This is a genomic window from Streptomyces aidingensis (assembly GCF_900112355.1).
Taxonomy (GTDB): domain Bacteria; phylum Actinomycetota; class Actinomycetes; order Streptomycetales; family Streptomycetaceae; genus Streptomyces; species Streptomyces aidingensis.
The window spans coordinates 86,053-108,339 of record NZ_FOLM01000017.1 but is presented as its reverse complement, the minus strand read 5'-3'; the positions used below and the strand labels follow the sequence as shown (position 1 = coordinate 108,339).

Annotated in this window: 20 protein-coding genes, 1 tRNA gene and 1 pseudogene; 20 read left to right on the top strand and 2 right to left on the bottom strand. The window is 72.2% G+C overall.

Annotation, left to right across the window (positions count from 1 at the left end; all coding sequences use genetic code 11):
* A pseudogene (locus tag BM242_RS24205) lies at positions 1–375 on the top strand (tyrosine-type recombinase/integrase); the annotation flags it as partial.
* Between the two features lie 25 nt (positions 376–400).
* Here the strand turns inward: BM242_RS24205 and BM242_RS31240 are convergent.
* Positions 401–589 (bottom strand): HNH endonuclease, encoded by a 189-nt coding sequence (locus BM242_RS31240; protein WP_175541555.1) that lies wholly within the window; start codon positions 587–589, stop codon positions 401–403.
* A gap of 810 nt (positions 590–1,399) precedes the next feature.
* Positions 1,400–1,471, bottom strand: a tRNA-Arg gene (locus BM242_RS24200).
* A gap of 157 nt (positions 1,472–1,628) precedes the next feature.
* Between BM242_RS24200 and BM242_RS24195 the strand changes: the two genes are divergently transcribed.
* The 19 genes from BM242_RS24195 to atpA all read left to right on the top strand — a co-directional run bounded on the left by BM242_RS24195 (position 1,629) and on the right by atpA (position 22,283).
* Positions 1,629–2,423: a DALR anticodon-binding domain-containing protein gene (locus BM242_RS24195; RefSeq protein ID WP_093841040.1), complete on the top strand. Its 795-nt coding sequence runs from the start codon at positions 1,629–1,631 to the stop codon at positions 2,421–2,423.
* Positions 2,424–2,462: 39 nt separating this feature from the next.
* Positions 2,463–3,854, top strand: coding sequence for a diaminopimelate decarboxylase (lysA, locus tag BM242_RS24190; protein ID WP_093841039.1), 1,392 nt, complete (start codon positions 2,463–2,465; stop codon positions 3,852–3,854).
* A gap of 134 nt (positions 3,855–3,988) precedes the next feature.
* Positions 3,989–5,281 (top strand): homoserine dehydrogenase, encoded by a 1,293-nt coding sequence (locus BM242_RS24185; RefSeq protein ID WP_093841038.1) that lies wholly within the window; start codon positions 3,989–3,991, stop codon positions 5,279–5,281.
* 46 nt (positions 5,282–5,327) lie between these two features.
* A complete protein-coding gene (thrC, locus tag BM242_RS24180; RefSeq protein WP_093841054.1) occupies positions 5,328–6,419 on the top strand; it encodes a threonine synthase in 1,092 nt (363 codons plus the stop codon).
* A 312-nt stretch (positions 6,420–6,731) separates the two neighbouring features.
* Positions 6,732–7,676, top strand: a complete 945-nt coding sequence (gene thrB / locus BM242_RS24175; protein ID WP_093841037.1) for a homoserine kinase — start codon at positions 6,732–6,734, stop codon at positions 7,674–7,676.
* 515 nt (positions 7,677–8,191) lie between these two features.
* Positions 8,192–10,174 carry a transcription termination factor Rho gene (gene rho / locus BM242_RS24170; protein WP_093841036.1) on the top strand — a complete coding sequence of 661 codons (1,983 nt, stop codon included), beginning with the start codon at positions 8,192–8,194 and terminating at the stop codon, positions 10,172–10,174.
* A gap of 216 nt (positions 10,175–10,390) precedes the next feature.
* Positions 10,391–11,503 (top strand): LCP family protein, encoded by a 1,113-nt coding sequence (locus BM242_RS24165; RefSeq protein WP_093841035.1) that lies wholly within the window; start codon positions 10,391–10,393, stop codon positions 11,501–11,503.
* A 123-nt stretch (positions 11,504–11,626) separates the two neighbouring features.
* Positions 11,627–11,842: a 50S ribosomal protein L31 gene (rpmE, locus tag BM242_RS24160; RefSeq protein ID WP_093841034.1), complete on the top strand. Its 216-nt coding sequence runs from the start codon at positions 11,627–11,629 to the stop codon at positions 11,840–11,842.
* Between the two features lie 164 nt (positions 11,843–12,006).
* Positions 12,007–13,077, top strand: a complete 1,071-nt coding sequence (gene prfA, locus BM242_RS24155; protein WP_093841033.1) for a peptide chain release factor 1 — start codon at positions 12,007–12,009, stop codon at positions 13,075–13,077.
* Positions 13,078–13,142: 65 nt separating this feature from the next.
* Positions 13,143–14,024, top strand: coding sequence for a peptide chain release factor N(5)-glutamine methyltransferase (prmC, locus tag BM242_RS24150; protein WP_093841032.1), 882 nt, complete (start codon positions 13,143–13,145; stop codon positions 14,022–14,024).
* Between the two features lie 104 nt (positions 14,025–14,128).
* Positions 14,129–14,776: an L-threonylcarbamoyladenylate synthase gene (locus BM242_RS24145; protein ID WP_093841031.1), complete on the top strand. Its 648-nt coding sequence runs from the start codon at positions 14,129–14,131 to the stop codon at positions 14,774–14,776.
* A gap of 59 nt (positions 14,777–14,835) precedes the next feature.
* Positions 14,836–15,486 carry an arsenate reductase/protein-tyrosine-phosphatase family protein gene (locus BM242_RS24140; protein WP_093841053.1) on the top strand — a complete coding sequence of 217 codons (651 nt, stop codon included), beginning with the start codon at positions 14,836–14,838 and terminating at the stop codon, positions 15,484–15,486.
* Between the two features lie 156 nt (positions 15,487–15,642).
* A complete protein-coding gene (locus BM242_RS24135) occupies positions 15,643–17,001 on the top strand; it encodes an MraY family glycosyltransferase (protein WP_093841030.1) in 1,359 nt (452 codons plus the stop codon).
* A gap of 236 nt (positions 17,002–17,237) precedes the next feature.
* Positions 17,238–17,753 carry a Cg1360 family ATP-synthase-associated protein gene (locus BM242_RS24130; RefSeq protein WP_139238427.1) on the top strand — a complete coding sequence of 172 codons (516 nt, stop codon included), beginning with the start codon at positions 17,238–17,240 and terminating at the stop codon, positions 17,751–17,753.
* A 253-nt stretch (positions 17,754–18,006) separates the two neighbouring features.
* Positions 18,007–18,816 carry a F0F1 ATP synthase subunit A gene (gene atpB, locus BM242_RS24125; protein ID WP_245834470.1) on the top strand — a complete coding sequence of 270 codons (810 nt, stop codon included), beginning with the start codon at positions 18,007–18,009 and terminating at the stop codon, positions 18,814–18,816.
* Between the two features lie 114 nt (positions 18,817–18,930).
* Complete coding sequence (gene atpE / locus BM242_RS24120) at positions 18,931–19,161, top strand: ATP synthase F0 subunit C (protein ID WP_093841027.1); 231 nt, start codon at positions 18,931–18,933, stop codon at positions 19,159–19,161.
* A 64-nt stretch (positions 19,162–19,225) separates the two neighbouring features.
* On the top strand, positions 19,226–19,771 hold the full coding sequence (locus tag BM242_RS24115) for a F0F1 ATP synthase subunit B (RefSeq protein ID WP_093841052.1): 546 nt from the start codon (positions 19,226–19,228) through the stop codon (positions 19,769–19,771).
* Positions 19,768–20,598 (top strand): F0F1 ATP synthase subunit delta, encoded by an 831-nt coding sequence (locus tag BM242_RS24110; RefSeq protein WP_093841026.1) that lies wholly within the window; start codon positions 19,768–19,770, stop codon positions 20,596–20,598. Before BM242_RS24115 ends, BM242_RS24110 begins: the two co-directional genes overlap by 4 nt.
* Before the next feature lie 113 nt (positions 20,599–20,711).
* Entirely contained in the window at positions 20,712–22,283 is a 1,572-nt protein-coding gene (gene atpA / locus BM242_RS24105) for a F0F1 ATP synthase subunit alpha (RefSeq protein WP_093841025.1), read from the top strand.
* Positions 22,284–22,287: the final 4 nt, after the last annotated feature.

The following is a 22,287-nucleotide window of genomic DNA, read 5'->3' as shown; positions in this document are numbered from 1 at the left end:
CAGGTCCCGATCCCGCCGCCCCTGGTCCGCATGCTCCGCGAGCACATAGCGGAGTTCGGCACGGCGGAAGACGGCCGCCTCTTCTCCAGCGAGCGGGGCAACGTCATCGCCGCGTCCTCCTACTCCCGCGCCTGGAAACAGGCCAGACACCTCGCCCTCCCGCCCACGCAGGCGGCCTCCGTCCTGGCGGCCCGCCCCTACGACCTCCGCCACGCCGGAGTCTCCCAGTGGCTCAACTCCGGAGTCCCGGCCCCGGAGGTCGCCGCCCGCGCCGGCCACTCCGTGGAGGTCCTGCTCAAGATCTACGCCAAATGCATCGACGGGCAGGAAGCAGAAATGAACGACCGAATCTTGAGAGGTCTGGGAGAAGACTAGCGTAGAGCAATACGAGCAGCGGGACTCAAAAGTGAGTTCCGCTGCTCATTCTTTTCTGGTGCAGTATTGAACCCTTAAGTGCTTTGCTGCCGCGCGCTGCATTACACGAGAAGTGGGCAGGAAGTAGGTTCTTCTCTTTGTGGGAGCCTCTGCGTGCTTGGGGTATCACATGGTCCAGGGTTGGGGCGCAAAGAGCGGGCACGCTGGCAAGCATGTCGAGAGGGCCACCGCACAGGTGACACTTTAACTGGCCGCGCAGGCAGACGACGTGCAGCGTCAACTTTCGGCGCTTGTCGTAGCCAGGGATGGTCAGCCTGTGGCGCCTCTGTTCGTGTCTGTACCATCTCCGGCGAGCGCGCCATAGTTTGAGCGGCCCGCGGAGGCTTTGCACGATCGCTTCAGGGGACGGACTTTCCAGGTAACAGCTAAAGCGCCTCAGATAGTGCTGATGGCACAGCTCTCTTCTGTAGGCGCGTGCGACCGCCGGCTCCTTGCACTTGTACTCGCTGCACATTTCGCGACTGCGGGCAGTCCAGATTTCCTCTGAATAGTGGAACATGCACAAGTTGCGGTGTCTTGCTTCTGTGATGCAGTTTGCTCTTCTGCATGTCTTCTTGTGGCGCGGTCTCCGGCGAGTGACCGCCGCATAGCCCTTCTGGGCGCACTTCTTCGAGCAGTACTTACGTGGCCTGCCAGCCTTCTGCGTGGGCAGCTCAACGCCGCAAACCGCGCACGCACCGGTCCTCATGCCCGCCCCACCCCGTTCGGTCCCTGGTCTGCACGTCGTGCCTGGGTAGAGCGAGGAAGGTACTCCCCGGGGCCTCGCTTGTACATCCTTGTCGCGGTGCTGTCCTGTGGTGCGGAAAGCGGCGCTGACCTGGAGGAAGAGACTCCAAGATCATTACGTGGTCATTACGTGATCACTGGCATGGGGCTGCTTCTGGCAGCGTTCGGCTGCGCATGCGACAAGACCCCGGACCGGCATACGCGCTGGTCGCGGGGTCTTTGGGCACCTCATGCGGGGTGCCCCCGGCAGGATTCGAACCTGCGCACACGGCTCCGGAGGCCGTTGCTCTATCCCCTGAGCTACGGGGGCGGTGTCGGCCTTGGTTGCGGCGACGGAAGAACACTATCAGCTTGGGGAGGGTGCTTGCGCACCACTTCTGGTGGGGGTGGTGGGGCGGGTGGGGCCGAGGGGTCCAGGGGGTGGAATCGGGAGGTGGGCAGGGGGCGGGTTTCCGTACGCTGGGGGCGTGACCCCCGCCGAGCTGTCCGAGGCCGTGCTGCGCGCCGTGCGCGGTGCGGTGAGCGGCGGTGTGCTGCGGGCCGAGGTGCCGGCGGACGCCGGGGTGCGGCGGCCCCCGCACGGGGACGCGCAGTGGGCGACCGGGATCGCGCTGCGGCTGGCCGCCGAGGCCGGCCGCCCGGCGCGGGAGGTGGCCGGGCTGGTGCGGGACGGGCTGGCCGGTGTGCCCGGGGTGGTGCGGGCCGAGGTGGCCGGGCCGGGGTTTGTGAACGTGTGGACCTCCGGCGGGGCGGCGGTCCGGGCCGCCGTGGCGGAGACGCTGGCCCGCCCGCCCGCGCCGGTGCTGGCCGAGGACCCGGCGCGGGATGTGCGCGCGTGGCGGGCGGCGGCCGGGGGCGACCCGGCCGGGCTGCTGGTGCAGCGCGAGGGAAACCCGCTGTTCGAGGTGCGGTACGCCCATGCCCGGTGCCGCGCCCTGGTCAGGGAGGGGGCCAGGCTCGGGATGGGGCGGCCGGAGGCGGGGGAGCTGGACGGCGGGGCGGAGCTCGCGCTGGCCGGGCTGCTCGGCGAGTGGCCGCGGGTGCGGGAGACGGCCCGCGGCGGGGCCGCGGGGGTCGCACGGTATCTGGCCCGGGTGGCCGACGCCGCGCTGCGGGCGGCGGAGGAACGGCCGCCGCTGCCGGCCGGGGACGAGAAACCCCGGGCCGTCCACCGCGCCCGGCTGGCCCTTGCCCAGGCCGCCGGGACGGTGCTGGCGGACGGCCTGTACCGGCTGGGCGTGAGTGCTCCCGATCATCTGTAGCGCCGGGCAGGCGCACACAAACCAAGAGGACGAGAAGAGATGAGCCGTTCTGCGCACCCGGCCGGGCCGCGTCACGCCGATGTGCTTCCGGAGGGCCATTACAGCCCGCCGCCCGCCGATCTCAACGCCCTGGACGACAAGGTGTGGCCGCTGACCGCCCGCCGCGGGGACGACGGGGTGGTCTCCATCGGCGGGATCGGGGTCCGGGAGCTGGCGGAGGAGTTCGGGACGCCGGCGTATGTGCTGGACGAGCAGGACTTCCGGGAGCGGTGCCGGGCCTGGCGGGAGGCGTTCGCCGGGGCGGACGTGTTCTACGCGGGCAAGGCGTTCCTGTGCCGGGCCGTGGTCGGGTGGCTCAGGGAGGAAGGGCTGAACCTGGATGTGTGCTCGGGCGGCGAGCTGGCGGTGGCGCTGGCCGCCGGGATGCCCGGGGAGCGGATCGCCATGCACGGCAACAACAAGTCGGTGGCGGAGATCGAGCGCGCCGTCGGCGCCGGGGTCGGGCGGATCGTGGTGGATTCGTTCGAGGAGATCGAGCGGGTGGCGGTGGCCGCGCGGCTGGCCGGGGTGCGGCAGAAGGTGCTGGTCAGGGTGACGGTGGGGGTGGAGGCGCATACGCACGAGTTCATCGCCACCGCACATGAGGACCAGAAGTTCGGGCTGGCGCTGGCCGGGGGCGACGCGGCCGAGGGGGTGCGCCGGGTGCTGGCGCACCGCGACGCGCTGGAGCTGGTGGGCCTGCACAGCCACATCGGGTCGCAGATCTTCGACATGGCCGGGTTCGAGGTGTCGGCGCACCGGGTGGTCGGGCTGCTGACCGAGGTGCGGGACGAGCACGGCGTGGAGCTGCCGGAGATCGATCTGGGGGGCGGCCTGGGCATCGCCTACACCTCCGACGACGATCCCCGCGGGCCGCGGGAGATCGCCAAGGCGCTGGGCGAGATCGTGGCCCGGGAGTGCGAGTTCGCCGGGCTGCGGGTGCCGCGGCTGGCGGTGGAGCCCGGGCGGGCCATCGCCGGGCCGTCGGCGTTCACCCTCTACGAGGTGGGCACGGTCAAGCCGCTGGCGGGGCTGCGGACCTATGTGAGTGTCGACGGGGGGATGTCGGACAACATCCGGACCGCGCTGTACGACGCGGACTACACGGTCGGGCTGGTCGGCCGGGCCTCGGGGGCCGCGCCGATGCCGGCCCGCGTGGTGGGCAAGCACTGCGAGAGCGGCGACATCGTGGTGCGGGACGCCTATCTGCCCGGGGACGTGGAGGCCGGGGACCTGCTGGCGGTGCCGGCGACCGGGGCCTACTGCCGCTCGATGGCCAGCAACTACAACCATGTCCCGCGGCCCCCGGTGATCGCGGTGGCGGACGGCCAGGCCCGGGTGATCGTGCGGCGGGAGACGGAGGAGGACCTGCTCCGGCTCGATGCCGGCTGAGCGCCGGCCGGGAGCCGGCCCGGCCGCGGGGGCTGCCGGGAGCGGCAGATCTCGCATACTGAACCGGGGGGCGGCGGTGTCAGTCCGGTGCGTGAGACTGATATTCACGTGAGTGAGCTGAAAGGCGAGAGCGAATGGTGCGTACGCGTCCGCTGAAGGTGGCGCTGCTGGGCTGTGGAGTGGTCGGCTCACAGGTGGCCCGCCTGATGACGACGCATGCGGACGATCTCGCCGCCCGGGTGGGCGCCCCGGTGGAGCTCGCCGGAATCGCGGTGCGCCGGGCCGGCCGCTCGCGCGAGGGCGTGCCCGGGGAGCTGGTCACCACGGACGCGCTGGGCCTGGTCACCCGCGAGGACGTGGATGTGGTGGTGGAGGTGATCGGCGGCATCGAGCCCGCCCGGTCGCTGCTCGCCGCGGCCTTCGAGGCCGGTGCCAGCGTGGTCACGGCCAACAAGGCGCTGCTCGCCGAGGACGGCCCCACGCTGCACGCCTTCGCCGAGAAGCACCAGGCGGATCTGTATTTCGAGGCGGCGGTCGCGGCGGCCATCCCGCTGGTGCGCCCGCTGCGCGAGTCCCTCGCCGGGGACAAGGTGAACCGCGTCCTCGGCATTGTGAACGGCACCACCAACTTCATCCTGGACCGGATGGAGTCCACCGGCGCCAGCTATGGCGAGGCCCTGGCCGAGGCCACCGCGCTGGGCTATGCCGAGGCCGATCCCACCGCCGATGTGGAGGGCTTCGACGCCGCCTCCAAGGCGGCGATCCTGGCCGGTATCGCCTTCCACTCCCGGGTGCGGCTGGAGGATGTGCACCGCGAGGGCATCACCGAGGTGACCGCGGGGGACATCGCCTCCGCCCGCCGCATGGGCTGCACGGTCAAGCTGCTGGCGATCTGCGAGCGGGCGGCGGACGGCCGGTCGGTGACCGCCCGGGTCCATCCGGCCATGATCCCGCTCAGCCATCCGCTGGCCTCGGTGCGCGAGGCGTACAACGCCGTGTTCGTGGAGGCCGAGTCCGCGGGCCGGCTGATGTTCTACGGGCCCGGGGCCGGCGGGGCGCCCACCGCCTCGGCGGTGCTGGGCGATGTGGTGGCCGCCTGCCGGAACAAGCTCGGCGGTGCCCGCGGCCCCGGGGAGTCGGCGTATGCGCAGCTGCCGGTGAGCCCGATGGGGCGGGTGACCACCCGGTATCACATCAGTCTCGATGTCGCGGACAAGCCCGGTGTGCTGGCGCAGGTGGCGCTGAGCTTCGCCGAGCACGGCGTATCCATCGACACCGTCCGCCAGCAGGGCAAGGACGGGGAGGCCTCGCTGGTCATCGTCACGCATGAGGCGACCGACGCCGCGCTCGGCGCGACGGTGGAGGCGCTGCGCCGGCTGGACACGGTGCGTGATGTGGCGAGCACCATGCGGGTCGAAGGGGAGTAGCCCCGATTCACCCCCGACAAGGGAACAGAAGGAAGCAGTGGACGTCATGGACGCACAGCAGGCCACCAGCCGCCAGTGGCGCGGGCTGATCGAGGAGTACCGCAGCCGGCTCCCGGTCGACGACCACACGCCCGTGGTCACCCTCCGCGAGGGCGGCACCCCGCTCGTGCCCGCGCAGGTGGTGTCGGAGCTGACGCGCTGCGAGGTGCACCTCAAGGTCGAGGGCGCCAATCCGACCGGTTCCTTCAAGGACCGCGGCATGACGATGGCCATCTCCCGGGCGAAGCAGACCGGCGCCAAGGCGGTCATCTGTGCCTCCACCGGCAACACCTCGGCCTCCGCCGCCGCCTATGCGGTGCGGGCGGGCATGGTGTGCGCGGTGCTGGTGCCGCAGGGGAAGATCGCGCTGGGCAAGATGGGCCAGGCGCTGGTGCACGGGGCGCAGATCCTCCAGGTCGACGGCAATTTCGACGACTGCCTCACGCTGGCCCGCCAGCTGGCGGACAAGTACCCGGTGGCGCTGGTGAATTCGGTGAACCCGGACCGCATCGAGGGGCAGAAGACGGCGGCCTTCGAGGTCGTCGACATGCTGGGCGACGCGCCCGACATCCATGTGCTCCCGGTGGGGAACGCCGGCAACATCACGGCCTACTGGAAGGGCTACCGGGAGTACGCGGACGCCGCCCATCCGCTGGGCGCCCCGGCGAGCCGCACCCCGCGGATGTTCGGGTACCAGGCCTCCGGCGCCGCGCCCATCGTGCGCGGCGAGCCGGTCAAGGACCCGTCCACCCTGGCCACCGCCATCCGGATCGGCAATCCCGCCTCCTGGGAGCAGGCGCTCGCCGCCCGCGACGAATCCGGCGGGCTGATCGACGAGGTGACGGACCGCCAGATCCTGGCCGCCTACAAGCTGCTGGCCTCGCAGGAGGGCGTCTTCGTGGAGCCGGCCTCGGCCGCCTCGGTGGCGGGCCTGATCAAGGCCGCCGACCAGGGCCTGGTCGAGCCCGGTCAGCGGATCGTCTGCACGGTCACCGGCAACGGCCTGAAGGACCCGGACTGGGCGGTGGCCGGCGCGCCCCGCCCGGTGACGGTCCCGGTCGACGCCGACGCCGCCGCGCACCGGCTCGGCCTGGCCTGAGCCGCACCGCAGGCAAGGGCCGTCGGTCGCACAGACGCACGTTCGCGACACGGGTGTCCGCGCTGCGGGCACCCTGTATCGCGGCGGAACCTTCCTTCGATAGGCTGGTATGTGTTCCGGTGTGAATCTGCCGGCCGTGGATCGCCCCTCGGGGATCCGCCCGTAGCGGCCGGCCGGCCGGCCGTCCACCACCGCGACCCGTCGGGGGGACCGGCAGGGGTACGCGCACCCGTGCGCGTCCCGCACCGCATTGGCCGTGCGCGCAGGCGCCCGGCCCAGCACACGCATGACACCGAGGAGCGTCACCGAGCGATGGCTCATCCCGCCTTCCGCGCCGCTGCCGTCCGGGTCCGCGTACCCGCGACCAGCGCCAATCTCGGCCCCGGCTTCGACGCCCTGGGCCTGGCCCTCGGGCTGTACGACGACGTCGTGGTGCGGGTGGCGGACACCGGGCTGGAGATCGACATCGCGGGCGAGGGCGCCGGGACCCTGCCGCGGGACGAGAGCCATCTGATGGTGCGGGCCATGCGTTCCGCCTTCGACGTGCTGGGCGGCCAGCCCCGCGGCCTGGAGGTGGTGTGCGCCAACCGCATTCCGCACGGCCGCGGCCTGGGCTCCTCCTCCGCCGCCATCTGCGCCGGGCTGCTGGCCGCCCGCGCGGTCACCACCGGCGCCGAACACCGGCTCACCGACCAGACGCTGCTGGAACTGGCCACCGAACTGGAGGGCCACCCGGACAATGTGGCCGCCTGCCTGCTCGGCGGCTTCACCCTGGCCTGGGGCGAGGCCGGCGCCGGCGGCTCGGTGCGCGCCATCCGGATGGACCCGGCCGCCACCGTGGTGCCCGTGGTGTTCGTGCCGGCCCGGCCGCTGCTCACCGAGACCGCCCGGGGCCTGCTGCCGCGCACCGTTCCGCATGTGGACGCCGCGCTGACCGCCGGGCGCGCCGCCCTGCTGGTGGAGGCGCTGACCCGGCGCCCGGAACTTCTGCTCCCGGCCACCGAGGACCGGCTGCACCAGGACTACCGCGAACCGGCCATGGCGGAGAGCATGGAACTGGTGCGCAGGCTGCGCGCCGACGCCGTGCCCGCCGTCATCTCGGGCGCCGGACCCACCGTGCTGGCCCTCGTCCAGGAGGGCGACGCGGAGAAGATCTCCCGGCTCGCCGGGGAGGGCTGGACGGCCAACCGGCTCTCCCTGGACCTGACCGGGGCAAGCGTCCTGCCGCTGGCCGGAGCGGGTGAAACCGCCCGGTGACGCGCGGGAGAACCTGCTCCCGGCGGCCCGGCGGGGCGGGGCGCCGGGCATGCCCGGGCCGGCGCCCGGGCGCGCACATGAAGCGGCGGGGAAAAGGGTAGGCAGGAAGGGGGAATGCATCGGCATCCGGTAGTGTTAATCTCAAGGTCTACGCGTACCGACCATGCGGGTTCTCCCGCTCGGGACGCTCCGGCGGGGGACGACAGCCACCGGACGCATCCAGGGACGGCACGCTATTCCTGGCCCCACTTCGCTGGGACCGCCTCTCTTCGGGAGCCTCCTCTGCCTCAGCAGCCTGCCAGGCAGTGCCGAGCATGCTCCGGAGCCGGTGCAAAACGATCCGTGACGATCGCCCCGCACCAACCGTCAAACCCATTCCTTCCGCCACACACAGGGAACGGCGGAATCCACCGCCCGGCCCGGTCCGACGGACCTCACCGACGGGACCGCAGCCGGACAGCACGACCGGTCGCCGAGCCAGACAGGCCGACGTCCGCTCCAGGGAAGGACCCTTCGTGAGCGACACCACCGATCTGATGGGCGTGAGTGCCGACACCGCAGACCAGACCTCCGGTGATGCCACCGCGTCCAGCACGGACGCTGCCCCCAGCCGCGCCCCGCGGCGTCGGCGTTCCGGCACCGGCCTGGAGGGCATGGTGCTGGCGGAGCTCCAGCAGGTTGCGTCCGCCCTTGGCATCAGGGGCACCGCGCGGATGCGCAAGGGCCAACTGATCGAGGTCATCAAGGAGAAGCAGGCCGCCGTCGGCGGCGGCAACGGCGGGGCGGGCGCCGAGGGCAGGCCCGCCGAGTCCGCCGCCCCGGCCGCCGCCGAGCAGACCGCCGCGCCGGCCGGCGAGAAGCCGGAGAAGCCCAAGCGCCGGGCCACCTCCCGGGCGCGCACCGGGGAGCAGGCCGCCGCGGCCCAGGCCCAGCCGGCCCAGCCGGCCCAGCCGGCCCAGCAGCAGGGCGGCGGGACGGCCCCCGTCCAGGCGGAGGGCGTCACCGAGGCCGCGCAGCGGGAGTCCGCGCGGACCGCGGCGGAGCCCAGGACCGAGGGCTCCCGGGACCAGGCGCGGGCCGGCGAGGGCGGCGGCCGGGAGGACGGCCAGGAGCGCCAGGGCAAGCGGGAGCGGCGCGGCAAGGACCGCCAGGACCGGCAGGACCGCCAGCAGGGCGGTGGCCAGGGCCAGCAGGGCGGTGGCCAGGGCCAGCAGAGCGGCCGGGGCCGGGACGGCCGCGACGGCCGCGACGGCCGGGACGACGACTTCGAGGGCGGGCGCCGGGGCCGCCGCGGCCGCTACCGCGACCGCCGCCGCCGGGGGCGCGAGGAGTCGGGCGAGCCGCAGATCACCGAGGACGACGTGCTCATCCCGGTGGCCGGCATCCTGGACATCCTGGACAATTACGCCTTTGTGCGCACCTCCGGCTATCTGCCGGGCCCGAACGACGTCTATGTCTCCCTCGCCCAGGTCCGCAAGAACGGCCTGCGCAAGGGCGACCATGTCACCGGTGCGGTGCGCCAGCCCCGCGAGGGTGAGCGCCGGGAGAAGTTCAACGCCCTGGTCCGGCTGGACTCGGTCAACGGCATGTCGTCCGAAGTCTCCCGCCAGCGCCCCGAGTTCAACAAGCTGACCCCGCTGTACCCGCAGGAGCGGCTGCGCCTGGAGACCGACCCGGGGGCGCTCACCCCGCGGATCATCGATCTGGTGGCGCCGATCGGCAAGGGCCAGCGCGGTCTGATCGTCTCGCCGCCCAAGGCCGGCAAGACCATGATCATGCAGGCCATCGCCAACTCGATCACCCGCAACAACCCCGAGTGCCACCTGATGGTGGTGCTGGTGGACGAGCGGCCCGAGGAAGTCACCGACATGCAGCGTTCGGTGAAGGGCGAGGTCATCTCCTCCACCTTCGACCGCCCGGCCGAGGACCACACGGTCGTCGCCGAGCTGGCCATCGAGCGGGCCAAGCGGCTGGTGGAGCTGGGCCATGACGTGGTGGTGCTGCTGGACTCCATCACCCGGCTGGGCCGTGCCTACAACCTGGCGGCCCCGGCCTCCGGGCGGATCATGTCCGGCGGTGTGGACTCCACCGCGCTCTACCCGCCGAAGAAGTTCTTCGGCGCCGCGCGGAACATCGAGGACGGCGGCTCGCTGACCATCCTGGCCACCGCGCTGGTGGAGACCGGCTCCCGGGCGGACGAGGTGATCTTCGAGGAGTTCAAGGGCACCGGCAACATGGAGCTGGTGCTGGACCGGAAGCTCGCCGACAAGCGGATCTTCCCGGCCGTGGACGTGGACGCCTCCGGCACCCGCAAGGAGGAGATCCTGATGGGCGGCGAGGAGCTGGCCATCGTCTGGAAGCTCCGCCGGGTGCTGCACGCCCTGGAGAAGCAGCAGGCCGTGGAGCTGCTGCTGGACAAGATGAAGCAGACCAAGTCCAACCCCGAGTTCCTGCTCCAGATCCAGAAGAACACCCCCACCCCGGGCAACGGGGACTGACGGGGAGGGAACACCGGCCGGGCAGCCGGCCTGACCGCCCCGGCGCCGTACCAGGAGGGCCGCCGTCACCGCAGGTGACGGCGACCCTCGCGGCTGCCGGGAGGCGGCCGGCGCGCCCCCGGGCGACACTGGCGGAGATCGGCTGTTCGGGGCAAACGCACCGGCCGGCCGGGGCGGCGGAGTGCGCCCCGCCCGCCGGGAGAGGTACCTGGGCGTATGAACGGCAGCGCGGACGACCGCCGGCCCGTCCCGGCGGGCTCCACCGCCGTCGGCTCCCTCCGGCGGCGCCGCAGACGCACCTGGCGGCTGGTGGCGGCGGCCGTGCTGGGCACCCTGCTGGTCGCCGGCGCCGCCGGGACCGGGCTGTATCTGAAGCTGAGCGGCAACATCGACGGGGTGGACATCTCCGGCGGCGGCCGTCCCGAGGACGACGACAACGGCTCGCTGGACCTGCTGGTGCTCGGCTCCGACGCCCGCGGGGCGCACGACCCCGAGGACGGCCCCCCGGCCCGCGCGGACACCGCCATGGTCGTCCACCTGCACCGGGACCGGGCCGGCGCCACCGTGGTGTCCATCCCGCGGGACGCCCTTCTGCCCCGCCCGGCCTGCACCGACGCCGACGGCCGCCGGACGCCGGCCGTGGCGCGGGCCATGTTCAACGAGGCCTATGCGCTCGGCGGCCCGGTGTGCGCGGTGCGCACGGTGGAGGCCGTGACCGGTATCCGCATGGACCACTATCTGGAGATCGACTTCGAGGGCTTCGCCGGCCTGGTGGACACCCTGGGCGGGGTCACCGTCACGCTCACCGAGCCGCTGCGCGACCCCGACAGCAAGCTCGACCTGCCGGCCGGAACCCACCACCTCGACGGGGAGCAGGCGCTCGCCCTGGTCCGCACCCGCAAGGCCGTGGGGGACGGCAGCGACCTGGCCCGGATAGACCTCCAGCACATCTTCCTGGAGGCGCTGGCCGAGCGGATCAGCGGCCTGGACCTGTGGAGCAGCCCCAAGCGGCTCTACGAGCTGGCCTCCGCCGCCACCTCGGCGGTCACCACCGACAGCGATCTGGCCTCGGTGGCCGGGCTCGCCGGGCTGGGCCGCACCCTGCGCGGGCTCGGCCCGCAGGACCTGGACCTGATCACCCTGCCGGTGACCGCCGACCCGATGGAGCCCAACCGGGTGGTGCCGCTGGAACCCCAGGCCGGGCAGGTCTGGGACGCGCTGCGCGAGGACCGGCCGGTGCCCGCCTCGGCGCTGCGCGGCTCGGTCGCGGAACGGGAGCCGTCGCCCGAGGTCAGCGCGGTCCCGCAGGGGCGGGACGGAGGGGAATAGCGGGTGGCACGGGGCCGTTTTGAATGACACGGCCCGGTCCTGGCAGACTGGGACGTCGGCCCCGGTTCACGCGACGCGCACGGCGGAGCGACCCGGGCGCCCTCCCGAGATCTAGGAGATGCCTTGAAGCGCGACATTCACCCCGAGTACGTCGAGACCCAGGTGAGCTGCACCTGCGGCAACTCGTTCACCACCCGCTCCACCGTCACCAGCGGGCAGATCCGCGCGGAGGTCTGCTCCGCGTGCCACCCGTTCTACACGGGCAAGCAGAAGATCCTCGACACCGGCGGCCGTGTGGCCCGCTTCGAGGCGCGCTTCGGCAAGAACAAGAAGAAGTAACGCCGACCACCGCGTCGCAGCGCCGGTCCCGGCCGCCCCACGGGGACGGCCGGGACCGCGCGTTTGCGCGGCCCGCGGCCCGTCGGCACGGGTGCGCCGCGGCGCCCCCGGCCCGGTACGTCTGTTCCGTCTTTCACTCATGTCTGCAGCAACGGAGTCCACCGATGTTTGAGGCGGTCGAGGAACTGATCGGCGAGCATGCCGACCTCGAACGGCTGCTGGCCGATCCCGCGGTCCACGCCGACCAGTCCCGGGCCCGCACACTCAACAAGCGCTACGCCGAACTGACCCCGGTGATCGCCGCCTACCGGGCCTGGAAGGACAACGCCGGGGACATCGACGCCGCCCGGGAGCTGATGGCCGAGGACCCGGAGTTCGCCGCCGAGGTCAAGCTCCTCCAGGCCCGCCAGGAGGAGCTGACCGAGGAGCTGCGGCGCCTGCTGCTGCCCCGCGACCCGAACGACGACAAGGACGTCATCCTGGAGATCAAGGCCGGGGAGGGCGGCGACGAGTCCGCGCTGTTCGCCGGTGATCTGCTGCGGATGTATCTGCGCTACGCCGAGCGGGCCGGCTGGAAGACCGAGGTCCTGGACGCCACCGGCTCCGATCTCGGCGGCTACAAGGACGTCCAGGTCGCGGTGAAGACCCGGGGCGCCCCCGAGCCCGGCCAGGGCGTGTGGGCCCGGCTGAAGTACGAGGGCGGGGTGCACCGGGTGCAGCGCGTCCCGGCCACCGAGTCCGCCGGCCGCATCCACACCTCCGCCGCCGGTGTGCTGGTGCTGCCCGAGGCGGAGGAGGTCGACGTCCAGATCAGCCCGGCCGACCTGCGCGTGGACGTCTACCGCTCCTCCGGTCCCGGCGGCCAGTCGGTCAACACCACCGACTCGGCGGTGCGCATCACGCACCTGCCCACCGGCATCGTGGTCTCCTGCCAGAACGAGAAGAGCCAGCTCCAGAACAAGGAGCAGGCGCTGCGCATTCTGCGGGCCCGGCTGCTGGCCGTCGCCCAGGAGGAGGCCGACCGCGAGGCGTCCGACGCCCGCCGCAGCCAGATCCGCACCGTGGACCGCTCCGAGCGGGTACGCACCTACAACTTCCCGGAGAACCGGATCTCCGACCACCGGGTGGGCTACAAGGCGTACAACCTCGACCAGGTGCTGGGCGGCGATCTGGACGCGGTGATCCAGGCGTGCGTGGACGCGGACGCCGCCGCCAAGCTCGCCGAGCAGTCCTGAACCCGCCCGACCCCCGCCGCCGGCCGACGGAACGGCCCGCATCCCGCCCGCCCTAGGATGGACACGTGACGCCGTCATCCCGCTCCTCCCGCTCGCTGCTGCTGGCCGAGGTGGCGCGGGCCACCCAGCGGCTGGCCGACGCGGGGGTCCCCTCCCCGCGGTTCGACGCCGAGGAGCTGGCGGCCCGCGTGCACAGCACCGACCGCGGCAAGCTGCATCTCGTGCCCGACGCCGAGTTCGACGCCCGCTACTGGGAGGCCGTGGCCCGCCGCGAGGCCCGTGAGCCGCTCCAGCACATCACCGGCCGGGCCTTCTTCCGCTACCTCGAACTGGAGGTCGGGCCGGGGGTTTTCGTCCCGCGCCCGGAGACCGAGTCGGTGGCCGGCTGGGCGATAGACGCGGTCCGCGCCATGGACGTGGCCGAGCCGCTGATCGTCGATCTGTGCACCGGCTCCGGCGCCATCGCGCTCGCCCTGGCCCAGGAGGTGCCGCGGGCCCGGGTGCACGCCGTGGAACTGGACGAGCGGGCCCTGGGCTGGGCGCTGCGCAATGTGGAGCGCTCCGCCGACCGGTCCCGGGTGCGGCTGCACCACGGCGACGCCCGCACCGCGCTGCGCGCCCTGGACGGCCAGGTCGACCTGGTGGTCTCCAATCCGCCCTACATTCCGCTCACCGAATGGGAGCATGTGGCGCCCGAGGCCCGGGACCACGATCCGCAACTGGCGCTCTTCTCCGGCGAGGACGGCCTGGAGCTGATCCGCGGCCTGGAGGTGGCCGCGCACCGGCTGCTGCGCCCGGGCGGCGTGGTGGTGATCGAGCACGCGGACACCCAGGGCGGGCAGGTGCCGTGGATCTTCACCGAGGACCGGGGCTGGGCGGACGCCGCCGACCACCCCGATCTGGCCGGCAGACCGCGGTTCACCACGGCCCGCCGGGTCACCCCCTGAACGCCGCGGGCCGCCCGCGCACCCACCGCAGCAGCACCGCACCGCAGCACACCCGCACCGCACCGAACGACCGCAGAACCAGCACTGCCGAAGGAGCACCACTGATGCCACGGCGCTACGACTGCACCGACGTGGCAGACCGCACCCACGGTCTGCGGGAGGCCGCCTCCGCCGTCCGGCGCGGAGACCTCGTCGTCCTGCCCACCGACACCGTCTACGGCATCGGCGCGGACGCCTTCAACCGCACCGCCGTCGGCGATCTGCTCCAGGCCAAGGGCCGAGGCCGCAATATGCCCTCCCCGGTGCTGGTCGGCTCGCCCACCACCCTGCACGGCCTGGTCACCGGCCTGACCGAGACCGCCTGGGACCTCGTCGACGCCTTCTGGCCCGGGGCGCTGACCATCGTCGCCCGCCACCAGCCCTCGCTCACCTGGGACCTGGGCGAGACCCGCGGCACCGTGGCGGTGCGCATGCCGCTGCATCCGGTGGCCCTGGAACTCCTCAAGGACGTCGGGCCGATGGCGGTCTCCAGCGCCAATCTCACCGGCCGGCCCGCGCCGCAGGACTGCGACACCGCGCAGGACATGCTGGGCGACTCCGTCTCGGTCTATCTGGACGGCGGCCCCACGGCCGACAACATCCCCTCCTCCATCGTGGACGTCACCGGCCCGGAACCGGTGCTGCTGCGGGCCGGCGCGATCAGCGCCGACGAGCTGCGCAAGGTCGTACCCGGCCTGGAGACGTCACATTGACGCCGGGGACCGCACGGGGGGAACGCGGTCCGCGGCCATCGGACCCCACGGAGGACGGCATACCCGGCACCATCGGCCCGCCCGGCGCGGTCTTCCGCATCCTCCATGTCAGCACCGGCAATGTCTGCCGCTCACCGATGACCGAGCGGCTGACCGTGCGCGCGCTGACCGAGCGGCTCGCCTGCTCCACCGGCCTGGGGGGCCTGGGCGGACTGGGCGGCCTGATCGTGGAGAGCGCCGGCACCTGGGGCCACGAGGGCGCGCCCATGGAGGAGCACGCCGCCCGGGTGCTGGCCGAGTACGGCGCCGACCCCCGCGGCTTCACCGGCCGGGAGCTGCTGGACGAGCATGTCATCCGGGCCGATCTGGTGCTCACCGCCACCCGCGACCACCGGGCCCAGGTCATCTCCATGGGGCACTCCGCGGGCCTGCGCACCTTCACCCTCAAGGAGTTCACCCGGCTGGTGCGGGCCATCGACGTCACCACCCTGCCGCCGGCCGAGGCGCCGGGCGGGGTGGTGGCCCGGGCCCGGGCGCTGGCCCGGGCCGCCGCCGCGCTGCGCGGCTGGCTGGTGGCCCCCACCGCGGACGCCGACGAGGTCCCGGACCCGTACGGCGCCCCGTTTCCGTACTTCCGCTCCATCGGCGAGGAGATCCACGCGGCGCTGGATCCGGTGGTGACGGCGCTGACGGGTGTGCCGGGCCATTAGGGTGTGTGGCGGAAGCGAAGGCCCGCCGCCCGCGACCGCCGGCACCGGGTCCGCGCGCGCAACCGGGGACGGCCGCCGTGCCGTCCAGGAAGGCACCGGACGCCGCCCGGGGCGGGGCCGCGCTGCCGACAGATCCCGAGACCACCGGGGGAGCCCGTGCGTGAGTATCTGCTGACGCTCTGTGTGGCCGCGGCCGTGACGTACCTGCTCACCGGCCCGGTGCGGAAGTTCGCCATCGCGGCGGGCGCCATGCCGCCGATCCGCGCCCGGGACGTGCACCGCGAGCCCACCCCGCGGCTGGGCGGCATCGCCATGTTCGCCGGGCTGTGCGCCGGGCTGCTGGTGGCCTCGCAGCTCACCAACATCGGCGAGGTGTTCCGCACCTCGGACGAGCCGCGCGCCCTGCTGTCGGCCGCGGTGCTGATCTGGCTGCTGGGCGTGCTGGACGACAAGTGGGGCGTGGACGCCCTGGTCAAGCTGGGCTGCCAGATGATCGCCGCCGGTGTGATGGTCTTCCAGGGCCTGACCATTCTCTGGCTCCCCGTGCCGGGCGTGGGCACCGTGGCGCTCACCCAGACCCAGGGCACCCTGCTCACCGTGGCGCTGGTGGTGATCACCATCAACGCGGTCAATTTCGTGGACGGGCTGGACGGGCTGGCCGCCGGCATGGTCTGCATCGCCGCCGGGGCGTTCTTCCTCTACGCCTACCGGCTCTGGTACGGGCACGGGATCGGCGCCGCCGCGCCCGCCACCCTGTTCGCGGCCATCCTGATCGGCATGTGCCTGGGCTTTCTGCCGCACAACATGCATCCGGCGCGGATCTTCATGGGGGACTCCGGCTCCATGCTGCTGGGGCTGGTGCTGGCGGCCGGCGCGGTCTCGGTCACCGGGCAGGTGGACCCCGATGTGATGAAGCTGTTCACCGGTTCGGTGCGGGGCGCGGTCTATGCCATGGTGCCGGTCTACATCCCGCTGATCCTGCCGCTGACCATCATCGCGGTGCCGGTGGTCGATCTGGTGCTGGCGATCGTCCGGCGCACCTGGAACGGCCAGTCGCCGTTCGCCGCCGACCGCGGCCATCTGCATCACCGGCTGCTGGAGATCGGCCACTCGCACAGCCGCGCGGTGCTGATCATGTACTTCTGGTCGGCGCTGATCGCCTTCGCGATCGTGGGCTTCTCCATCCGCTCGGACAGCCTGTGGCTGATCCCGACGATTCTGACGCTGAGCGCCGCGGGCCTGGTCGTCCTGCTGCTGCCGCGCTTCCGGCCGCGGGTGCCGGAGTGGGCGCAGCGCTTTGTGCCGCCCCGCTACCGGCGGCGCCGCCCGGTGCCGGAGGCGGAGCCCGCGCCGCACGACCGGGCGCCGGCCCAGGTCAACGGCGGCACGGAGCCCGCCCCGGACGGGTCACGGGTGCCGATGCGCTCGCTGGGCGGGGCGACGGCGGTGGGGGAGCGCCACCGGTTCACCGCCCGGCGCCGGTCCGCGGCTGCCGTCCGCAACCGGGGACGGTAGCGGACCGGAACCCGGCAAGGCGCTTTACATGTTCTTTGATGTGGCGTTGCGCGCGCTTGGTGCATGTAGCAGATGTGCCCGGTTTTGTCTGCTCAGCGGGGCAGGCTTTACCTCTCCGGTGTGAGTTCCTGCACACGATGAGGGTAAAGACCAGACCAAAAAGTTTGTGATACCGTTCACGAGTCCCGGCATTCAGGTGCTGTTCTCGGCAGCTTCCGCCCGGGACGCGCTCGTCGATGACGACCAGTACCCCCCGTGCCGAGAGGCTTCGCATGCAGTCCAACGACGCCCGGATCATCCGTGGCGCCGCGATCCCCACTGCCGTGGCAGGGATTCTCGCGGCCCCGGCCGGAGCCGTGACCGGCGGAACGGACACGGCCCTGGCCGCCGTCGCCGGGGTACTGGTGGCCGGCGCCTTCTTCGGCTCCGGCCAGCTGGTGCTCGCCAAGGTGGCGCAGCGCTGGCCGGACCTCCTCATGGGTGCCGCGATGGCGGTCTACGTCGCCAAGGTCGGCATCCTGATGATCCTCACCGTCCTGCTGCGCGACGCGTCCTTCCTGGACGGACGGGCCTTCGGCGCGGGAGTGATGGCCGGCCTGGTCGCCTGGCTGGGCGGACAGCTCTGGAGCAACCTCCGGGTCAAGACCGCCTATGTGGTGCCCGAGTCCGCGGAGCCCGCCGAGCCGCCGGGCGGGGCCGGCGCACCGGCGTCCGTCCCGTCGTCCGCCGCCCCCTCCCGGAAGCTCCCATGAGTCCGGGGGCCCGCAGGTCAGGGGGGCCGCCGAGCGCGGACGGCCGGACTGCTATCGTCCCTCGCGACAACCCGGCGGAGGCCAGAGCATCACGGGGCGGGCGGGACGGTCCGTCCCCGGATGCCGAGCCGTCCCCCCGGCATGCCGGGCCGCTCTTCCCCCGCCCTGTCCTGTCCAGTGCCGTCGCGCGGCGTGTCGCCACGCCGACACAGGAGGTTGCCGTATCCATGCCTCACGCCCGAAGGAGTCCGAGGTGAAGAGCGACGAGTTGCTCGCCTTCGAGACCGACTGTCATCTGTTCGGGGACTGCGGCTATCCCGCGCCTTCGCTGTGGTCCTTCGAGTTCGAGCCGATCTTCACCCTCGGGCCGGTGGAGTTCACCAAGCCGATGCTGCTCGCGCTGCTGAGCATCGCCGTGGTGATCGGCTTCTTCTGGGCGGCCTTCGCCAAGCCGAAGGTGGTGCCCGGCAAGCTCCAGATGGTCGCGGAGGTGCTGTACGACTTCGTGCGCCGCGGGATCGCCCGGGAGGTGATCGGCAAGCAGGGCGAGAAGTATGTGCCGCTGCTGGTGTCGCTGTTCTTCCTGGTCTGGGCCTTCAATATGTGGGCCATCATCCCGGTGGCCCAGATCCCGGTCTCCTCGATCATCGGCTTCCCGGTCGCTCTCACCCTGGTGGTGTGGGTCACCTATATGACGATCACCTTCCGGGCCCACGGGTTCGCCGGCGGTATGCGGAATCTGTGCGTCCCCGGCGGACTGCCCAAGGGGATCTATGTGATCCTCACCCCGCTGGAGCTGCTGTCCAACGTCTTTGTGCGGCCCTTCACCCTCGCGGTCCGGCTGTTCGCCAACATGTTCGCGGGCCATGTGCTGATCCTGGTCTTCCTGATCGGCGCCTGGTACATGGCGGGCCCGCACATCGGTGCCCTGTTCTCCGTCACCTCGCTGGTGATGACCCTGCTCATCACGGCGTTCGAAATCTTCATCCAGGCTCTCCAGGCGTACGTCTTCACCGTGCTGACCGCCACCTACATCTCCGGAGCACTGGAAGAGGCGCACTGACGTCCGGGGGCGCTCCACCGCCCCGGGCCACCAGACCACACCTGTCCCGGCAAACCCCGTCACGGACCGGCGGACCATCGCCCGCCGGCCTGAGAAGAGAAGGAAACAACAAGCATGTCCACTGAGCTCCTGGCCGCCGGCATCGAGGGCAACATCGGCACCGTCGGCTACGGCCTTGCCGCCATCGGCGCCGGCATCGGCATCGGCTACATCTTCGGCAACGGCGTGCAGGCCATCGCCCGCCAGCCGGAGGCCGCCGGCCTCATCCGGCAGAACATGCTGCTGGGCTTCGCCCTGGTCGAGGCCCTGGCCCTGATCGGTTTCGTCGTCCCGTTCATCTACTGATGACGACGGACACCCACGCACACCCGGCCGGACGCACGGCCGGACGGACGGAAGGGGCACCATGATGATTCACCTGGCCGCGGAGGAAGCGCAGAACCCGCTGCTGCCCGCATGGCCCGAGATCGTCATCGGTCTGCTCGCCCTCGGGATCATCTACCTCGTCTTCCACAAGAAGCTGCTGCCCGCCGTCAACAAGGCGCTGGAGGAGCGGCGGGCCGCCATCGAGGGCGGCATGGAGAAGGCCGAGGCCGCGCAGGCCGAGGCCCGGCAGACGCTGGAGGAGTACCGGGAGCGGCTGGCCGAGGCCCGGCACGAGGCCGCGCGGCTGCGGGAGGAGGCCCGCGAGCAGGGCGCCACCCTGATCGCGGAGATGCGCGACGAGGGCCGTCGGCAGCGCGAGGAGATCATCGCCGCCGGTCACGCCCAGATCGAGGCCGAGCGCCGGCAGACCGCCGAGACCCTGCGCCAGGACATCGGCCGGCTCGCCACCGAGCTGGCCGGCCGTCTGGTCGGGGAGTCCCTGGAGGACCACGCCCGGCAGAGCCGCGTGATCGACCGCTTCCTCGAAGAGCTGGAAGGCCGCGCCGAGGCCGCCGAGGCGGCCCGATGAGCCGGGCCACCGCGAGCCGCGAGGCCCGGGCCGCGGCCCGGGAGCGGCTGAACGTGCTGGCGGACTCCACCTCCGTCGATCCGGCCGGGCTCGCCGCCGAGCTGGCCTCGGTCACCGCGCTGCTGGACCGCGAGGTCGCGCTGCGCCGGGTGCTCACCGATCCCTCGCAGGACGGTGCGCGCAAGGCCGAGCTCACCGGGCGGCTGCTGGGCGGCCAGGTCGGCGGCGAGACCGTCGATCTGGTGTCCGGGATGGTCCGCTCCCGCTGGTCCGCCCCCCGCGACCTGGTGGACGCGGTGGAGGAACTGGCCGACACCGCCGATCTGATCGCGGCCGAGCGGGCCGGGGCGCTGGAGGCGGTGGAGGACGAGCTGTTCCGGTTCGGCCGGATCGTCGCCGCCGACCCCGGGCTGCGCTCCGCGCTGGCCGGCCGGCTGGCCGGGGACGAGGCCCGGCAGGCCAAGGTCTCCCTGGTCCGCAGGCTGCTCGGCGGCCGGTCCCAGGCCGTGACCGAGCGGCTGGTGGTCCGCCTCGTGGAACATCCGCGAGGCCGTAGTCTGGAAAGCGGACTGGAGGACCTGATCAAGCTGGCGGCGGAGCGGCGCAACCGCTCGGTCGCGGTGGTGGTCACCGCGGTTCCGCTCGACGACCGGCAGCGCCGGCGCCTCGGTGACGCACTGGCCAGGCTCTACGGCCGGCCGATCCGGCTGAACGCCGACGTGGACCCGTCGGTCCTCGGCGGGATCTCGGTGCGGATCGGGGACGAGGTCATCCAGGGCACCGTCGCCGAACGGCTGGACGAGGTGAACCGGCGGCTGGCGGGCTGACCGCCCGGCGGCCGGACATCCTCGCCGAGTCCGCGCCCACCCCCAAACATTCAGCGGCCCGCGTTGGGCCGTACCAAACCTTACGGTCCCAACAAGGAGAGCAGGGAACCCAGATGGCGGAGCTTACGATCCGGCCGGATGAGATCCGGGAGGCGCTGGAGGAATTCGTCCAGTCGTACACGCCGGACACGGCCTCGCGCGAAGAGGTCGGCAAGGTCAGCGTTGCCGGTGACGGCATCGCGAAGGTCGAGGGGCTGCCCTCGGCCATGGCGAACGAACTGCTCCGGTTCGAGGACGGGACGCTCGGTCTCGCCCTGAACCTGGAGGAGCGCGAGATCGGTGCCATCGTCCTCGGTGAGTTCGGCGGCATCGAGGAGGGCCAGCCGGTGCGCCGCACCGGCGAGGTGCTCTCCGTGGCGGTGGGCGAGGGCTACCTCGGCCGCGTCGTGGACCCGCTGGGCAACCCGGTGGACGGCCTGGGCGAGATCGCCACCGAGGGCCGCCGGGCGCTGGAACTCCAGGCCCCCACGGTCATGCAGCGCAAGTCGGTGCACGAGCCCATGGAGACCGGCTACAAGGCCGTGGACACCATGACTCCGATCGGCCGCGGCCAGCGCCAGCTCATCATCGGCGACCGGCAGACCGGCAAGACGGCCCTCGCCGTGGACACCATCATCAACCAGCGGGCCAACTGGAAGACCGGGGACCCGGCCAAGCAGGTCCGCTGCATCTATGTGGCCATCGGCCAGAAGGGCTCCACCATCGCCTCGGTGCGGGCCGCTCTGGAGGAGGCCGGCGCCCTGGAGTACACCACCATCGTGGCGGCCCCGGCGTCCGACCCGGCCGGCTTCAAGTACCTGGCCCCCTACACCGGCTCGGCCATCGGCCAGCACTGGATGTACCAGGGCAAGCACGTCCTGATCGTCTTCGACGACCTGTCCAAGCAGGCCGAGGCCTACCGCGCGGTGTCGCTGCTGCTGCGCCGCCCGCCGGGCCGCGAGGCCTACCCCGGTGACGTCTTCTACCTGCACTCCCGGCTGCTGGAGCGCTGCGCCAAGCTGTCCGACGAGATGGGCGCCGGTTCCATGACCGGTCTGCCGGTTGTGGAGACCAAGGCCAACGACGTCTCGGCCTACATCCCGACCAACGTCATCTCCATCACCGACGGCCAGTGCTTCCTGGAGTCCGACCTGTTCAACGCGGGCGTCCGCCCGGCGCTGAACGTCGGCATCTCGGTCTCCCGGGTGGGCGGCTCGGCCCAGCACCCGGCGGTGAAGCAGATCACCGGCTCGCTCCGGGTGGACCTGGCCCAGTACCGCGAGCTGGAGGCGTTCGCCGCCTTCGGCTCCGACCTGGACGCGGCCTCCAAGGCGGCCCTGGAGCGCGGCAAGCGCATGGTGGAGCTGCTCAAGCAGGACCAGTACAACCCCTACCCGACCGAGGACCAGGTGGTCTCGATCTGGTCCGGCACCAACGGGCTGATGGACGACGTCCCGGCGGAGGAGATCCGGCGCTTCGAGAAGGAGCTGCTGGAGCACATGCACAGCGCCAAGAGCGACCTGATGCGCTCCATCCGCGAGGGCGGCAAGATGGCCGACGACACCGTCCAGGCCATCCGTGAGGCGGTCACCGAGTTCAAGAAGGGCTACCAGACCGCGGACGGCAAGCTGCTGGGCGAGGACTGAGCCC

Excerpts from the sequence above, each read along its gene's own strand:
- thrB (WP_093841037.1), top strand. The coding sequence starts at position 6,732 with ATGGCTCATCCCGCCTTCCGCGCCGCTGCCGTCCGGGTCCGCGTACCC.
- prfA (WP_093841033.1), top strand. The coding sequence starts at position 12,007 with ATGTTTGAGGCGGTCGAGGAACTGATCGGCGAGCATGCCGACCTCGAA.
- BM242_RS24110 (WP_093841026.1), top strand. The coding sequence starts at position 19,768 with ATGAGCCGGGCCACCGCGAGCCGCGAGGCCCGGGCCGCGGCCCGGGAG.
- atpE (WP_093841027.1), top strand. The coding sequence starts at position 18,931 with ATGTCCACTGAGCTCCTGGCCGCCGGCATCGAGGGCAACATCGGCACC.
- lysA (WP_093841039.1), top strand. The coding sequence starts at position 2,463 with ATGAGCCGTTCTGCGCACCCGGCCGGGCCGCGTCACGCCGATGTGCTT.
- BM242_RS24185 (WP_093841038.1), top strand. The coding sequence starts at position 3,989 with ATGGTGCGTACGCGTCCGCTGAAGGTGGCGCTGCTGGGCTGTGGAGTG.
- thrC (WP_093841054.1), top strand. The coding sequence starts at position 5,328 with ATGGACGCACAGCAGGCCACCAGCCGCCAGTGGCGCGGGCTGATCGAG.
- atpA (WP_093841025.1), top strand. The coding sequence starts at position 20,712 with ATGGCGGAGCTTACGATCCGGCCGGATGAGATCCGGGAGGCGCTGGAG.
- BM242_RS24145 (WP_093841031.1), top strand. The coding sequence starts at position 14,129 with ATGCCACGGCGCTACGACTGCACCGACGTGGCAGACCGCACCCACGGT.
- BM242_RS24165 (WP_093841035.1), top strand. The coding sequence starts at position 10,391 with ATGAACGGCAGCGCGGACGACCGCCGGCCCGTCCCGGCGGGCTCCACC.
- BM242_RS24130 (WP_139238427.1), top strand. The coding sequence starts at position 17,238 with ATGACGACCAGTACCCCCCGTGCCGAGAGGCTTCGCATGCAGTCCAAC.
- BM242_RS31240 (WP_175541555.1), bottom strand. The coding sequence starts at position 589 with ATGCTTGCCAGCGTGCCCGCTCTTTGCGCCCCAACCCTGGACCATGTG.
- BM242_RS24115 (WP_093841052.1), top strand. The coding sequence starts at position 19,226 with ATGATTCACCTGGCCGCGGAGGAAGCGCAGAACCCGCTGCTGCCCGCA.